This window comes from Streptomyces sp. NPDC006326, from assembly GCF_040612915.1.
In the GTDB taxonomy this organism is placed as follows: domain Bacteria; phylum Actinomycetota; class Actinomycetes; order Streptomycetales; family Streptomycetaceae; genus Streptomyces.
Window position 1 is genome coordinate 87,661 of record NZ_JBEXRC010000028.1, and the last position, 12,629, is coordinate 100,289.

The 12,629-nt window shown below is 70.3% G+C and carries 13 protein-coding genes; 8 read left to right on the forward strand and 5 right to left on the reverse strand.

All coding sequences use genetic code 11. The features are described 5' to 3' along the window. Window positions 1–230 precede the first annotated feature (230 nt). Entirely contained in the window at window positions 231–1,373 is a 1,143-nt protein-coding gene (gene dusB / locus ABZ128_RS21965) for a tRNA dihydrouridine synthase DusB (RefSeq protein ID WP_356850455.1), read from the reverse strand. Between the two features lie 64 nt (window positions 1,374–1,437). Here dusB and ABZ128_RS21970 point away from each other — a divergent pair, with 64 nt between their 5' ends. The 4 genes from ABZ128_RS21970 (at window position 1,438) to ABZ128_RS21985 (ending at window position 5,523) form a co-directional block, all read left to right on the forward strand. After that, window positions 1,438–2,880 (forward strand): MFS transporter, encoded by a 1,443-nt coding sequence (locus tag ABZ128_RS21970; protein ID WP_356850456.1) that lies wholly within the window; start codon window positions 1,438–1,440, stop codon window positions 2,878–2,880. 122 nt (window positions 2,881–3,002) lie between these two features. Further along, entirely contained in the window at window positions 3,003–4,046 is a 1,044-nt protein-coding gene (locus ABZ128_RS21975; RefSeq protein ID WP_356850457.1) for an aldo/keto reductase, read from the forward strand. 21 nt (window positions 4,047–4,067) lie between these two features. After that, window positions 4,068–4,661 (forward strand): TetR family transcriptional regulator, encoded by a 594-nt coding sequence (locus ABZ128_RS21980; RefSeq protein ID WP_356850458.1) that lies wholly within the window; start codon window positions 4,068–4,070, stop codon window positions 4,659–4,661. A 208-nt stretch (window positions 4,662–4,869) separates the two neighbouring features. Further along, window positions 4,870–5,523: a VC0807 family protein gene (locus tag ABZ128_RS21985; RefSeq protein WP_356850459.1), complete on the forward strand. Its 654-nt coding sequence runs from the start codon at window positions 4,870–4,872 to the stop codon at window positions 5,521–5,523. An 81-nt stretch (window positions 5,524–5,604) separates the two neighbouring features. Here ABZ128_RS21985 and ABZ128_RS21990 read toward each other — a convergent pair whose 3' ends face one another. Then, on the reverse strand, window positions 5,605–6,987 hold the full coding sequence (locus tag ABZ128_RS21990) for a glycine--tRNA ligase (protein ID WP_356850460.1): 1,383 nt from the start codon (window positions 6,985–6,987) through the stop codon (window positions 5,605–5,607). Between the two features lie 167 nt (window positions 6,988–7,154). Between ABZ128_RS21990 and ABZ128_RS21995 the strand changes: the two genes are divergently transcribed. The 4 genes from ABZ128_RS21995 to ABZ128_RS22010 are packed head-to-tail and all read left to right on the forward strand — an operon-like array spanning window position 7,155 to window position 10,302. After that, window positions 7,155–8,132: a metal ABC transporter substrate-binding protein gene (locus ABZ128_RS21995; RefSeq protein ID WP_356850461.1), complete on the forward strand. Its 978-nt coding sequence runs from the start codon at window positions 7,155–7,157 to the stop codon at window positions 8,130–8,132. Between the two features lie 29 nt (window positions 8,133–8,161). Then, window positions 8,162–8,953: a metal ABC transporter ATP-binding protein gene (locus tag ABZ128_RS22000; protein WP_356850472.1), complete on the forward strand. Its 792-nt coding sequence runs from the start codon at window positions 8,162–8,164 to the stop codon at window positions 8,951–8,953. Then, window positions 8,953–9,819, forward strand: a complete 867-nt coding sequence (locus tag ABZ128_RS22005; RefSeq protein ID WP_356850462.1) for a metal ABC transporter permease — start codon at window positions 8,953–8,955, stop codon at window positions 9,817–9,819. Before ABZ128_RS22000 ends, ABZ128_RS22005 begins: the two co-directional genes overlap by 1 nt. 51 nt (window positions 9,820–9,870) lie before the next feature. Next, window positions 9,871–10,302 (forward strand): transcriptional repressor, encoded by a 432-nt coding sequence (locus tag ABZ128_RS22010; RefSeq protein ID WP_356850463.1) that lies wholly within the window; start codon window positions 9,871–9,873, stop codon window positions 10,300–10,302. Window positions 10,303–10,355: 53 nt separating this feature from the next. Here the strand turns inward: ABZ128_RS22010 and ABZ128_RS22015 are convergent, their stop codons facing one another. The 3 genes from ABZ128_RS22015 to recO are packed head-to-tail and all read right to left on the reverse strand — an operon-like array spanning window position 10,356 to window position 12,502. Continuing rightward, complete coding sequence (locus ABZ128_RS22015; protein ID WP_356850464.1) at window positions 10,356–10,898, reverse strand: YcxB family protein; 543 nt, start codon at window positions 10,896–10,898, stop codon at window positions 10,356–10,358. Window positions 10,899–10,922: 24 nt separating this feature from the next. Further along, window positions 10,923–11,744 carry an isoprenyl transferase gene (locus tag ABZ128_RS22020; protein WP_356850465.1) on the reverse strand — a complete coding sequence of 274 codons (822 nt, stop codon included), beginning with the start codon at window positions 11,742–11,744 and terminating at the stop codon, window positions 10,923–10,925. Window positions 11,745–11,755: 11 nt separating this feature from the next. Beyond that, entirely contained in the window at window positions 11,756–12,502 is a 747-nt protein-coding gene (recO, locus tag ABZ128_RS22025; RefSeq protein ID WP_356850466.1) for a DNA repair protein RecO, read from the reverse strand. Window positions 12,503–12,629 lie beyond the last annotated feature (127 nt).

The following is a 12,629-nucleotide window of genomic DNA, read 5'->3' on the forward strand; positions in this document are numbered from 1 at the left end:
AACCTACGAAGAGCGTTCACGTCCCGAAGGATGAGGGGGCTCCTGAGGCTTGTTTACGCTCGGATGAGCGATCATCGATACATTTGCGTTCAAGTAGTGAACAAACAAAGGGTGGCACCCAGTGCCACCCTTTGGAAGTCTTACCCGTGACTTTCGCGCTCATGTGAGCGCAACCCCACCCATGCGTGGCGTATGTCACGCCGCCGACGGCATAATTTGTCAGCTGTTTCTCAGCCTCCGGACGTGTCCAGTTCCGCGTCTTCACTCACCCCGGCGCAGTCGTAGGGATCCTTCAGCCAGCCGTCCGGGAGGACAACCCGGTTGTTTCCGGACGTCCGGCCGCGCGGGCCGTCCGCGCTGTCGGGCCACGGCTGGTCCAGGTCGAGCTCGCTCAGATGAGCATCCAGCTCGGCCAGGGAGGAGGTGACCGCGAGCTTCTTGCGCATCTCCGAACCCACCGAGAAGCCCTTGAGGTACCAGGCCACGTGCTTACGGAAGTCGATCACCCCGCGCGCCTCGTCGCCGATCCACTCGCCGAGGAGCTCGGCGTGCCGGTGCATGGTGCCGGCGACCTCGCGCAGCGTGGGCTTGTGGAAGTCCTCGGGGCGCCCCTCGAAGGCCGCCACCAGGTCGTTGAACAGCCACGGGCGGCCGAGGCAGCCGCGGCCCACGACCACGCCGTCGCAGCCGGTCTCGCGGACCATGCGCAGCGCGTCCTCGGCGCACCAGATGTCCCCGTTGCCGAGGACCGGGATCTCGGGGACGTGCTCCTTGAGCCGCGCGATGGCGTCCCAGTCGGCGGTGCCGCCGTAGTGCTGGGCGGTCGTACGGCCGTGCAGGGCGATGGCGGTGACGCCCTCCTCGACGGCGATCCGGCCCGCGTCGAGGTAGGTGAGGTGGTCGTCGTTGATGCCCTTGCGCATCTTCATGGTCACCGGCAGGTCGCCGGCGCCCGCGACGGCCTCGCGCAGGATGGCCCGCAGCAGGTTCCGCTTGTAGGGGAGCGCCGAGCCGCCGCCCTTGCGGGTCACCTTGGGGACCGGGCAGCCGAAGTTGAGGTCGATGTGGTCGGCGCGGTCCTCCTCGACGATCATGCGGACCGCCTTGCCCACCGTCGCCGGGTCGACTCCGTACAGCTGGATCGAGCGCGGCTTCTCGGTCGCGTCGAAGTGGATCAGCTGCATGGTCTTCTCGTTGCGCTCGACCAGCGCGCGGGTCGTGATCATCTCGCTCACGAACAGCCCCTTGCCGCCGCTGAACTCGCGGCAGAGGGTGCGGAACGGGGCGTTGGTGATACCGGCCATGGGGGCGAGCACCACCGGGGGCTGCACGGTGTGCGGGCCGATCGCGAGCGGCGGGGGGAGCGTGGTCATCCCCCCATTGTCGCGCAGCCTCACGGGATCCCGCATTTCTTTAGTTAGCCGTACTATCGGAAGCATGGTCGAGTTGAGTGCCCGGCGGAGGATGCTGATCCTGGCGATCTGCTGCATGAGCCTGCTCCTCGTCAGCCTGGACACCACCGTCCTGAACGTCGCACTGCCCTCGATGCGCCGCGAGCTGGGCGCCTCGGTCGCCGGGATGCAGTGGACCATCGACGCGTACACGCTGGTCCTGGCCTCGCTGCTGATGCTGGCGGGCTCCACCGCGGACCGGATCGGCCGGCGCCGCGTCTTCACGGTGGGGCTGGTGCTCTTCACGGCCGGCTCGCTGCTGTGCTCGCTCGCGCCCGGTCTGCACTGGCTCATCGCCTTCCGCACGGTCCAGGCCGTCGGCGGCTCGATGCTCAACCCGGTCGCCATGTCGATCATCACCAACACCTTCACGGAACCGCGCGAGCGGGCGCGGGCCATCGGCGTCTGGGGCGGCGTGGTCGGCATCTCCATGGCCGCGGGGCCGCTGATCGGCGGCCTGCTGGTCGAATCGGTCGGGTGGCGGTCGGTGTTCTGGGTGAACCTTCCGGTCGGGCTGCTCGCCCTGGCGCTGACCCTGCGCTTCGTCCCCGAGTCGAGGGCGGCGCACCCGCGCCGGCCGGATCCGGTGGGGCAGCTGCTGGTGATGGCGCTGCTCGGGTCGGTGACGTACGGGATCATCGAGGCCCCGAGTGCCGGGTGGAGCTCACCGCTGATCCTGGGCTGCACGGCCCTGGCCGTCGCCTCGCTGGCGGCGCTGCTGGTGTACGAGCCGCGGCGGGCCGAGCCGCTGATCGACCCGCGGTTCTTCCGGAGCGCGCCCTTCAGCGGGGCCACGCTGATCGCGGTCAGCGCCTTCGCCGCGCTGGCCGGGTTCCTCTTCCTGAACACCCTCTACCTCCAGGACGTGCGAGGGCTCGACGCCCTGCACGCCGGGCTCTACATGCTGCCGATGGCGGCGCTGACCCTCGTCTTCGCGCCGCTGTCCGGGCGGCTCGTCGGCAGCCGGGGGCCGCGGCTGCCGCTGCTGGTCGCCGGGACGGCGATGGCGGCGAGCGGGCTGCTGTTCGCGGCCTTCTCCGCCGAGAGCTCGACCCCGCTGCTCTTCACCGGTTACGTGCTCTTCGGGCTGGGCTTCGGCATGGTGAACGCGCCCATCACCAACACGGCCGTCTCGGGGATGCCGCGGGCGCAGGCGGGCGTCGCGGCGGCCGTCGCCTCCACCAGCCGGCAGACCGGCGGCACCCTGGGCGTGGCCGTGATCGGCGCGGTGCTGGCGGCCGGCACCGCGGGCGGCGCGGACTTCGTCGCCGCGGCCCGGCCCGCCTGGTGGATCGTCACGGTCTGCGGGCTGCTCGTGCTGCTGGTGGGCGCCGTGACGAGCGGGCGCTGGGCGAGCGGGACCGCCCGGCGCGCGGCCCGCGCGCTGGAGCGTGCGCCGGTGGACCCGCGGGCCGGCCACCGCCGCTGACCACCCCACGCAGGGCCCCCCTGCCGTTCCGGTCCCCGCCGTTTCCCTGGCTTCGCGGGGCGGCTCCGCACTATCGAGTGACAGATATTGAAATCTGTCATCGGTCATGCCATTCTCGTTCCATGACCACGAACGTGAACGCAGAAGCGACCACCGCCGGCCGACCCACCCGCACCCTCGGGTCCACCGGCCCCTCCGTCTTCCCGCTGGGGCTGGGCTGCATGGGCATGTCCGCGCTCTACGGGGAGACCGACCGGGCCGAATCCATCGCCACCCTCCACGCCGCCCTGGACGCCGGGGTCACCCTGCTCGACACCGGCGACTTCTACGGCATGGGGCACAACGAGCTCCTCATCGCCGAAGCCCTGCGCACCGCACCGGCCGCCGCCCGCGAGCAGGCCCTGACCAGCGTGAAGTTCGGTGCGCTGCGGACGGTCGAGGGCGGCTTCACCGGCTATGACGGGCGGCCGGAGGCCGTCAGGAACTTCCTGGCCTACTCGCTCCAGCGGCTCGGGCGCGACCACATCGACATCTACCGGATCGCCCGGGTGGACCCGGCCGTCCCGATCGAGGAGACCGTCGGAACCATCGCCGAGGCCGTGCAGGCCGGGCACGTGCGGCACATCGGCCTCTCCGAGGTCGGCGCCGACACCCTGCGCCGGGCCGCGGCCGTGGCGCCGATCGCGGATCTGCAGATCGAGTACTCCCTCGTCTCCCGCGGCATCGAGGCGGAGATCCTGCCGACCGCCCGTGAGCTCGGCATAGGCATCACGGCGTACGGGGTGCTGTCCCGCGGCCTGATCAGCGGCCACTTCGGGCGGGACCGGGAGCTGGCCCCGGGTGACTTCCGCGGCATGAGCCCCCGCTTCCAGGGCGAGAACCTCCAGCGGAACCTGGACCTGGTCGACGCCCTGCGCAAGGTGGCGGAGGAGAAGGGGATGTCCGTCGCCCAGACCGCCATCGCGTGGGTGCTCGCCCAGGGCGAGGACATCGTGCCGCTGGTGGGTGCCCGGCGGCGGGACCGGCTCGCGGAGGCACTCGGTGCCATGGAGGTGGAGCTCAGCCCGGCCGATCTGGGCGCCATCGAGGCGGCGGTCCCGGCGGGAGCGGCGGCCGGCGAGCGGTACCCGGCGGCGCAGATGGCCCACCTCGACAGCGAGCACTGAGCTGGCGGTACGGTCATACCCATGCCCCCCGCTGCCGCCGAGCCCCTGACCCCCGAGCGCATCCTCGAAACCACCGAGGACGTGCTGCGCCGCTACGGCCCGACCAAGGCGACCGTGGTGGACGTGGCGCGGGCCCTGGGCGTCAGCCACGGCAGCGTGTACCGGCACTTCCCGTCGAAGTCGGCGCTGCGCGAGGCCGTCACGGACCGCTGGCTCGCCAAGAGCGTCGACCGCCTGGAGGAGATCGCCTCGGCGCCCGCCGAGCCGGCTCCCTCCAAGCTCGAAGCGTGGCTGGAGGCTCTCTTCGACGCCAAGCGCCACAAGGCGGGTGACGACCCGGAACTGTTCGCGACGTACACGGTGCTGCTCGCCGAGAACAGCGGGGTGGTGGACCAGCACCTGAGCGCGCTGATCGACCAGTTGGCCCGGATCATCGGAGAGGGTGTCGAGGCGGGCTCGCTCGCCGCGCCCGATGTGCGGGCCGCCGCCCGCGCGGTGTTCGACGCCACCGGCCGCTTCCACGATCCGCAGTACGCGGCGGACTGGCAATCACCCACGATCGTCGCGGAGTTCGAGGCGGTCACCGGACTGGTCATCCGGGGCCTGCGCGCCTGATCAGGGCCGCACTGTCCGGAAGCAGCCACTCCGCACAGCTTGATGATCATTTTGTGCGTGGTCGGCTTGTCCGTAACCCGTCAAGTTCCATACGGTCCCCCTACCGCACTTCATCAGGCACGTTCCAGGGGGAACCTTGTCCGCTCCAGCAACTCAGGCAACGCCGTCCACGCCTCCGGCCCGTTCGGGTGGCGCCGCCGCGATCGGCTTGATCCTGACCATCGCGCTCAACGTGGTGGCACCGATCGTCACCTACAACACCCTCGTCGACGACCACGGCTGGAGCGAGGCCTCGGCGCTGCTGGCCAGCGGCGCCTGGCCGGTACTGGACAGCGCTGTCATGGTGGCCTGGCGGCGCAAGCTCGACGAGTTCGCCATCGTCACCCTGGTGTTCCTGGTGATCACCGCCGTGGTCTCCCTCGTCGGCGCCCAGTCCACTCAGGCCCTGCTGGTCAAGGACTCCGCCGTCACCGGCCTGTTCGGGGTCCTGTGCCTGGCGACGCTGCTCGCGCCGCGTCCGCTGATGTTCTACTTCGGCCGGAAGTTCGGCACGGACGGCACCCCGGCGGGTGTGGCGTACTACAACGACCTGTGGCGGTTCGAGGGCTTCCGCAACGCCCAGCGCCGCATGACCCTGGTCTGGGGCGTGTTCTACCTCATCGAGGCGGCGGTCCGGATCGTCCTGTCGTACGTCCTGGACACCTCCACCATGGTGACCCTCAGCCCGTTCATGATCTACGGGACGCTCGGCGGCCTGGCCCTGTGGACGGTCCGCTTCGTCAAGCGCACCAAGGCGGAGGGCGAGAAGCGGGCCGCCGCGGCGGCCGCAGCGGCTGAGCAGGCCACGGGGTCCGCGGCCTGACCACCCGGACAGTCCGTACGGACAAAGACCGGTGGCCCGGTGCGCGGATCGCGCACCGGGCCACCGGTCTTCCAGCGTGACCTAGCAGCCGAGCAGGCGGCTGCCGAGGTAGCTCTGGATCTGGTCCAGGGAGACGCGCTCCTGCTTCATGGTGTCGCGCTCGCGCACGGTCACCGCGTTGTCGTCCAGGGTGTCGAAGTCGACGGTGACGCAGAACGGCGTACCGATCTCGTCCTGGCGGCGGTAGCGGCGGCCGATGGCGCCCGCGTCGTCGAACTCGATGTTCCAGTTCTTGCGCAGGTCGGCGGCGAGGCCCTTGGCCTTCGGCGACAGCTGCGCGTTGCGGGACAGCGGCAGGACGGCGACCTTGATCGGGGCCAGGCGCGGGTCGAGGCGCATCACGGTGCGCTTCTCCATGACGCCCTTGGCGTTCGGGGCCTCGTCCTCGTTGTACGCGTCGAGCATGAAGGCGAGCATGGCGCGGTTGACACCGGCCGCCGGCTCGATGACGTACGGGGTGTAGCGCTCACCGGCTTCCTGGTCGAAGAAGGTGAGGTCCTGGCCGGAGGCGGCGGAGTGGGCCTTGAGGTCGAAGTCGGTGCGGTTGGCCACGCCTTCGAGCTCGGAGAACTCGTTGCCGCCGAAGTTGAAGCGGTACTCGATGTCGGCGGTGCGCTTCGAGTAGTGGGACAGCTTCTCCTTCGGGTGCTCGTACCAGCGGATGTTCTCCTCGCGGATGCCGAGGTCGCGGTACCAGTTCCACCGCTCCTGCATCCAGTACTCCTGCCACTGCTCGTCCTCGCCCGGCTTGACGAAGAACTCCATCTCCATCTGCTCGAACTCACGGGTGCGGAAGATGAAGTTGCCGGGGGTGATCTCGTTGCGGAAGGACTTGCCCATCTGCGCGATGCCGAACGGGGGCTTCTTGCGCGAGGTGGTCTGGACCTGGGCGAAGTTGGTGAAGATGCCCTGGGCGGTCTCGGGGCGCAGGTACGCCTTGGAGCCGGTGTCCTGGGTCGGGCCGAGGTGGGTCTCCAGCATGCCGGAGAACTGCTTCGGCTCGGTGAACTGGCCCTTCACGCCGCAGTTGGGGCAGTTGATGTCGGCGAGGCCGTTGGCGGGCAGGCGGCCGTGCTTGGCCTCGTACGCCTCTTCCAGGTGGTCCGCACGGTGACGCTTGTGACAGGAGGTGCACTCGGTCAGCGGGTCGGAGAAGGTCGCGACGTGACCGGAGGCCACCCAGACCTCGGGGGCCAGGATCACGGAGGAGTCGATGCCGACGATGTCCTCGCGGCCGGTGACCATGGCCTTCCACCACTGGCGCTTGATGTTCTCCTTGAGCTCGACACCGAGCGGGCCGTAGTCCCAGGCAGCCCTGGAGCCGCCGTAGATCTCACTGCACGGGAAAACGAAGCCACGGCGCTTGCTCAGGCTGACGATGGTTTCGATCTTGTCGGCGGCCACGGTGCTCTCTTCATTACGAGGACGAACGGCGAAGTCTTAAGGTTACCGGCGCCCGCACCCCCCCTTTCAAATCGGGCTCCCCTTCAACGATCCCTCCTCGGCCGCCCGAGCGGGCCCCCCACCTGCGTTTTTGACAACGGTTTCCATCTTTGATGAAAATGGATGTCATGAACGCACGACGCCTCATATCCGCAGCCGCCCTCACCGGAGCCGTCGCCCTGGGCGCGACGGCCCTGACCGCCTGCTCCGGAGCCTCCGCCCCCGGCGCCGACGAGGACGGAAAACTGCACGTCACGGCGTCGTTCTACCCGATGCAGTTCCTCGCCGAACAGATCGGCAAGGAGCATGTGAAGGTCACCTCGCTGACCAAGCCGGGCGTCGAACCGCACGATCTGGAGATCACCCCGAAGCAGACCGGACAGCTCGGCGCCTCCGATCTGGTCGTCTACCTCAAGGGCCTCCAGCCCGCCGTGGACAAGGCCGTCGCCCAGTCCGGCGTCAAGAACACCGTCGACGCCGCCACCCTCACCGAGCTGGAGGTCCACGCAGGCGCGGGCCACGAGGGACACGAGCACGCACAGGAGGGCGAGCCCTCCGGCCACGACCACGACCACGGCGAGGCCGGCGCGGACCCGCACGTCTGGCTCGACCCGGCCAAGTACGCCGAGATCGCCAAGGGCGTCGGCGCGGCCCTGGAGAAGGCCGACCCCGCCCACGCGGCCGACTACCGCAAGAACACCGACGAGCTGACCGGCAAGCTGACCGCCCTCGACACGGAGTTCAAGGACGGCCTGGGGAACAGCGCCTCCAAGACCTTCATCACCACCCACTCCGCCTTCGGCTACCTCGCCGAGCGCTACGGCCTCGACCAGGAGGGGATCTCGGGCGTCGACCCCGAGTCCGAGCCGAGCCCGGCGCGGATGAAGGAACTCCAGGCCCTCGCCAAGAAGGACAACGTCTCCACCGTCTTCTTCGAGACCCTGGCCAGTGACAAGACCGCCAAGTCCCTCGCCGCCGACACCGGCCTGAAGACCGACGTCCTCGACCCCCTTGAGGGAATCACCGATTCGTCCCAGGGCGCCGACTACTTCGCGGTCATGCGGTCCAACCTGAAGAACCTGCAGAAGGCACTGGGTACCAAGTAATGGCAGTAGCAGCAACGGAGGCGCGCGCCATGCAGTCCACGCCCGCACAGGCCCCGGACCAGCCCGTCATATCCCTGCGCGGGGCCACGGCCTCGCTCGGCTCGCGCCCCGTGCTGCGCGGGGTCGACCTCACCGTCCACCGCGGCGAGGTCGTCGCCCTGCTCGGCGCCAACGGCTCCGGCAAGTCGACGGCCGTGCGCGCCGTCGTCGGCCAGGTGCCGCTGTCCGACGGCGCACTGTCCCTGTTCGGCACCGACTTCGCCCGTTTCCGGGAGTGGTCCCGCATCGGGTACGTCCCGCAGCGCACCACCGCGGCCAGCGGAGTCCCCGCCACGGTCCGCGAGGTCGTCTCCTCCGGCCGCCTGGCCCGCTCCCGCTTCGGCATCCTGCGCAAGGCCGACAAGGCCGCCGTCGAGCGGGCACTGGACCTGGTCGACATGGGCGGGTACGCCGACTCCTCGGTCAACGCCCTCTCCGGCGGTCAGCACCAGCGGGTGCTGATCGCCCGGGCCCTCGCCGTGGAGCCCGAACTGCTGATCATGGACGAGCCGATGGCCGGCGTAGACCTCGCCAACCAGGAGGTCCTCGCGACCGCCGTCCGCGAGCAGGTCGCCGCCGGCTCGACCGTGCTGCTCGTCCTGCACGAGCTGGGCCCGCTGGAGCCGCTGATCGACCGGGCGGTCGTCCTGCGCGACGGCTGCGTCGTCCACGACGGCCCGCCCCCGCAGGCCGTGGGCCAGCACGCCCTGCCCGGCCACGACCACGTACACCCCCACGCGGCGCACGACGCCGAGCCGCTCCGGACGGGACTGCTGAGCTGATGGACCTCCTGGACTACGCCTTCATGCAGCGGGCCCTGATCGCCGCCGCCCTCGTCGGCATCACCGCGCCCGCGATCGGCACGTACCTCGTCCAGCGCCGCCAGGCGGTCATGGGCGACGGCCTCGGGCACATCGCCATGACCGGCGTCGCGCTCGGCTTCCTGCTCAACACGAGCCCGGTGTGGATGGCCACCCTGGTCGCGGTCGTCGGCGCCGTCGGCATGGAGCTGATCCGCTCCCGCGGCCGGACCAGCGGCGACGTGGCCCTGGCCATGCTCTTCTACGGCGGCCTCGCGGGCGGCGTGATGATCATCAACCTGGCTCCGGGCGGCTCCACGACGAACCTGCTCAGCTCGATGTTCGGCTCGATCACCACCGTCTCGGACGAGGACGTCCTCGCCATGGCGGTCCTCGCGGTGTTCGTCATCGCCGTCACCATCGGACTGCGCCGGCACCTGTTCGCCGTCTGCCAGGACGAGGAGTTCGCCCGCGTCACCGGGCTCCCGGTGCGGTTCCTGAACCTGCTGATCGCGGTCACCGCGGCCATCACCGTCACCGTCGCCATGCGCATCGTGGGGCTGCTCCTGGTCAGCGCCATGATGGTGATCCCGGTCGCCGCCGCCCAGCGGCTGACCCGCAGTTTCGCCGCCACGCTGGGACTGGCCGTCGCCATCAGCCTCACCGTCTCGCTGACGGGAACGGCCGCGACCTACTACATCGACGTCCCCTCCGGCGCCACCATCGTCCTGCTGGCCATCGGCGTCTTCATGGTCATGACGGCGCTCTCCACGCCGCTGGCCCGGCGCCGGGCGGACGCGGCGAGGACCGCCGAAGCGGTCTGCACGCGCGATGATGTGAAGGTCTAGGAGGAACGGCCTCCTGGCACAATGGGCCGAGGCCGATACGAGGAGGAACCGGTGGCGACTGCGCCTGGCGAGACGAATACCGCGCCAGTACGAGGACGATCCACCCGGCAGCGGGCAGCCGTGGCGGCGGCGCTGGACGAGGTGGACGAGTTCCGCAGCGCCCAGGAGCTGCACGACATGCTCAAGCACCGCGGTGACTCCGTGGGCCTGACCACCGTGTACCGCACCCTCCAGTCCCTCGCCGACGCGGGCGAGGTCGACGTGCTGCGCACCAGCGACGGCGAATCGGTGTACCGGCGCTGCTCCACCGGGGACCACCACCACCACCTGGTCTGCCGCAAGTGCGGCAAAGCCGTCGAGGTGGAGGGCCCGGCGGTGGAGAAGTGGGCGGAGTCCATCGCCGCCGAGCACGGCTATGTGAACGTCGCCCACACGGTGGAGATCTTCGGCACCTGCGCGGACTGCGCGGCCGCCGCTTCCTAGGGCCTGAGCAGGCTCGGGTTTCCCAGGGCCTGAGCAGGCTCGGGCCAGGGCCGCTACAGCCGGCGCAGGTTCCGGTCGATCAGTCCCCGGACCTGCTCCAGTTCGGCGGGGGTCAGGGCGCCCCGCTTGGGCAGCCAGGCCAGGTCGCCGGTCCCGTGGTACTCGAAGACGAACAGACCCCGGGTCTCGGCCCAGCCGGTCAGTTGGTGCCACACGGTGGCGGCGGTGGACCCGTCCGGCCGGTGGCTCGTCATCCCCGCCCCCGAGACGGTGCAGCGGTACTCGGGGTACTCCGAGGCCCAGGCGTACATCCGGCGCGCCGTCCGCCACCAGTCCAGCGCCAGGAAGACGCCGCCGAGGCAGACCCCGGCCCCGGCCGCGAAGGCCAGCGCGGCCGGGTCCGTCTCCCGGCCGTGCTGGACCACGATCGCCGCGCACACCGCCAGCGGGAGCAGCAGTAGCCAGATCAGCAGCTGCCCGCGGGCCCCCGGGGCTCCGGCGGCACGCCATCGCAGCACCTCGCGTACGTCACTGCGGGCCGTGCAGTAGTACAGCTCCACCGCCTCGGAGTTCTCCGGGGCCTCCGGCACGTCCATGGCGGCAGAGCCTAGCGGGCGGGCTCAGCCGGCCGGGGCCACCGGCTGGTTCGGGACGGCGCCGCCGAAGCGGCGGTCGCGCTGGGCGTACTCCAGGCAGGCCTGCCACAGGTTGCGGCGGTCGAAGTCAGGCCACAGCACGTCCTGGAAGACCATCTCGGCGTACGCGCTCTGCCAGATCAGGTAGTTGGACGTGCGCTGCTCACCGCTCGGGCGCAGGAAGAGGTCCACGTCCGGCATGTCCGGGTAGTACATGTACTTCGCGAAGGTCTTCTCGTTGACCTTCGACGGGTCCAGCCGGCCCGCGGCCACGTCGCGCGCGATCGCCTGCGCCGCATCCGCGATCTCCGCGCGGCCGCCGTAGTTCACGCAGAAGTACAGCGTCATCGCGTCGTTGTCGACGGTCTGCTCCTGGGCGACCTGGAGCTCCTGGACGACCGACTTCCACATCTTCGGCATGCGGCCGACCCAGCGGATGCGGATGCCCAGCTCGTTCATCTCGTCGCGGCGGCGCCGGATGACGTCGCGGTTGAAGTTCATCAGGAAGCGGACCTCGTCGGGCGAGCGCTTCCAGTTCTCCGTCGAGAAGGCGTACAGGGAGAGGTTCTTGACGCCCATCTCCAGGCAGCCCTTGAGCACGTCCAGCACGACGCCCTCGCCGACCTTGTGTCCCTCGGTGCGCGGCAGCCCGCGTTCCTTGGCCCAGCGGCCGTTGCCGTCCATGACCACCGCGACGTGGTTCGGGACGAGCTCGCTCGGGATCTTCGGCGGGCGCTCACCGGACGGGTGCGGCTCGGGAACCTTGTACTCCCGGCGAGAGCGTCCCAGAATCCCGCGTCGTGCCATGTGCCCAGCTCCTATTTCTCGACGTATCGCAGGGAGCGTAGCCCGCGCTCCAGATGCCAGTGCAAATAGGCGGAGACGAGCCCGCTGCCCTCCCGCACGTACCGCGCCTCGCACGCGTCCGCATGCCCCCAGTCGCCCGTCAGCAGGGCGCTGAGCAGGGCGATGGCCTCCGACGAGGGTACGACGCTGCCGGCCACCCGGCAGTCCCCGCATATGACCCCGCCCGCGGCGACGGAGAAGTGGCGGTTGGGGCCGTGGATCCCGCACTTCGCGCAGTCCGTGAAGCTGGGCGCGTAGCCGTTGACGGCGAGCGAGCGCAGCAGGAAGGCGTCGAGGATGAGGTGCGGCTCGTGTTCCCCCCGCGAGAGCGTGCGCAGGGCGCCGATGAGCAGCAGGTACTGCTGTACGGCGGGCTCGCCCTCGTTCTCGGTGAAGCGCTCGGCGGTCTCCAGCATCGCGGTGCCCGCGGTGTAGCGGGCGTAGTCGGTGGCGATGCCGTTGCCGTACGGGGCGATGATCTCTGTCTGGGTGCACAGCGGGAGGCTGCGGCCGACCAGTTCGCTGCCGCGGGCGAAGAACTGCACATCGGCGTGGGAGAAAGGTTCCAGCCGGGCGCCGAACTTCGACTTCGTGCGCCGGACCCCGCGGGCGACGGCGCGCACCCTGCCGTGGCCGCGGGTGAGGAGCGTGATGATGCGGTCCGCCTCACCCAGCTTCTGGGTGCGCAGCACGATGCCGTCGTCGCGGAACAGACTCATGGGGCCATTGTCCCCTGTGCGGGTACGGCGTCGGCCCCCCCGCCCGGACACGGGTCCGGGCGGGGGGCCGACGCCCCGTGGGAGGGTCAGGGTGCGGGTGCGGCCGCCGCGTCCGCGGCCGCCGTCG

Bases quoted from the DNA above. Each gene is read 5' to 3' on its own strand.
- ABZ128_RS21980 (WP_356850458.1), top strand. From the start codon at position 4,068: ATGCCCCCCGCTGCCGCCGAGCCCCTGACCCCCGAGCGCATCCTCGAA.
- ABZ128_RS22000 (WP_356850472.1), top strand. From the start codon at position 8,162: ATGCAGTCCACGCCCGCACAGGCCCCGGACCAGCCCGTCATATCCCTG.
- ABZ128_RS22020 (WP_356850465.1), bottom strand. From the start codon at position 11,744: ATGGCACGACGCGGGATTCTGGGACGCTCTCGCCGGGAGTACAAGGTT.
- dusB (WP_356850455.1), bottom strand. From the start codon at position 1,373: ATGACCACGCTCCCCCCGCCGCTCGCGATCGGCCCGCACACCGTGCAG.
- ABZ128_RS21970 (WP_356850456.1), top strand. From the start codon at position 1,438: ATGGTCGAGTTGAGTGCCCGGCGGAGGATGCTGATCCTGGCGATCTGC.
- ABZ128_RS22005 (WP_356850462.1), top strand. From the start codon at position 8,953: ATGGACCTCCTGGACTACGCCTTCATGCAGCGGGCCCTGATCGCCGCC.
- recO (WP_356850466.1), bottom strand. From the start codon at position 12,502: ATGAGTCTGTTCCGCGACGACGGCATCGTGCTGCGCACCCAGAAGCTG.
- ABZ128_RS21975 (WP_356850457.1), top strand. From the start codon at position 3,003: ATGACCACGAACGTGAACGCAGAAGCGACCACCGCCGGCCGACCCACC.
- ABZ128_RS21995 (WP_356850461.1), top strand. From the start codon at position 7,155: ATGAACGCACGACGCCTCATATCCGCAGCCGCCCTCACCGGAGCCGTC.
- ABZ128_RS22015 (WP_356850464.1), bottom strand. From the start codon at position 10,898: ATGGACGTGCCGGAGGCCCCGGAGAACTCCGAGGCGGTGGAGCTGTAC.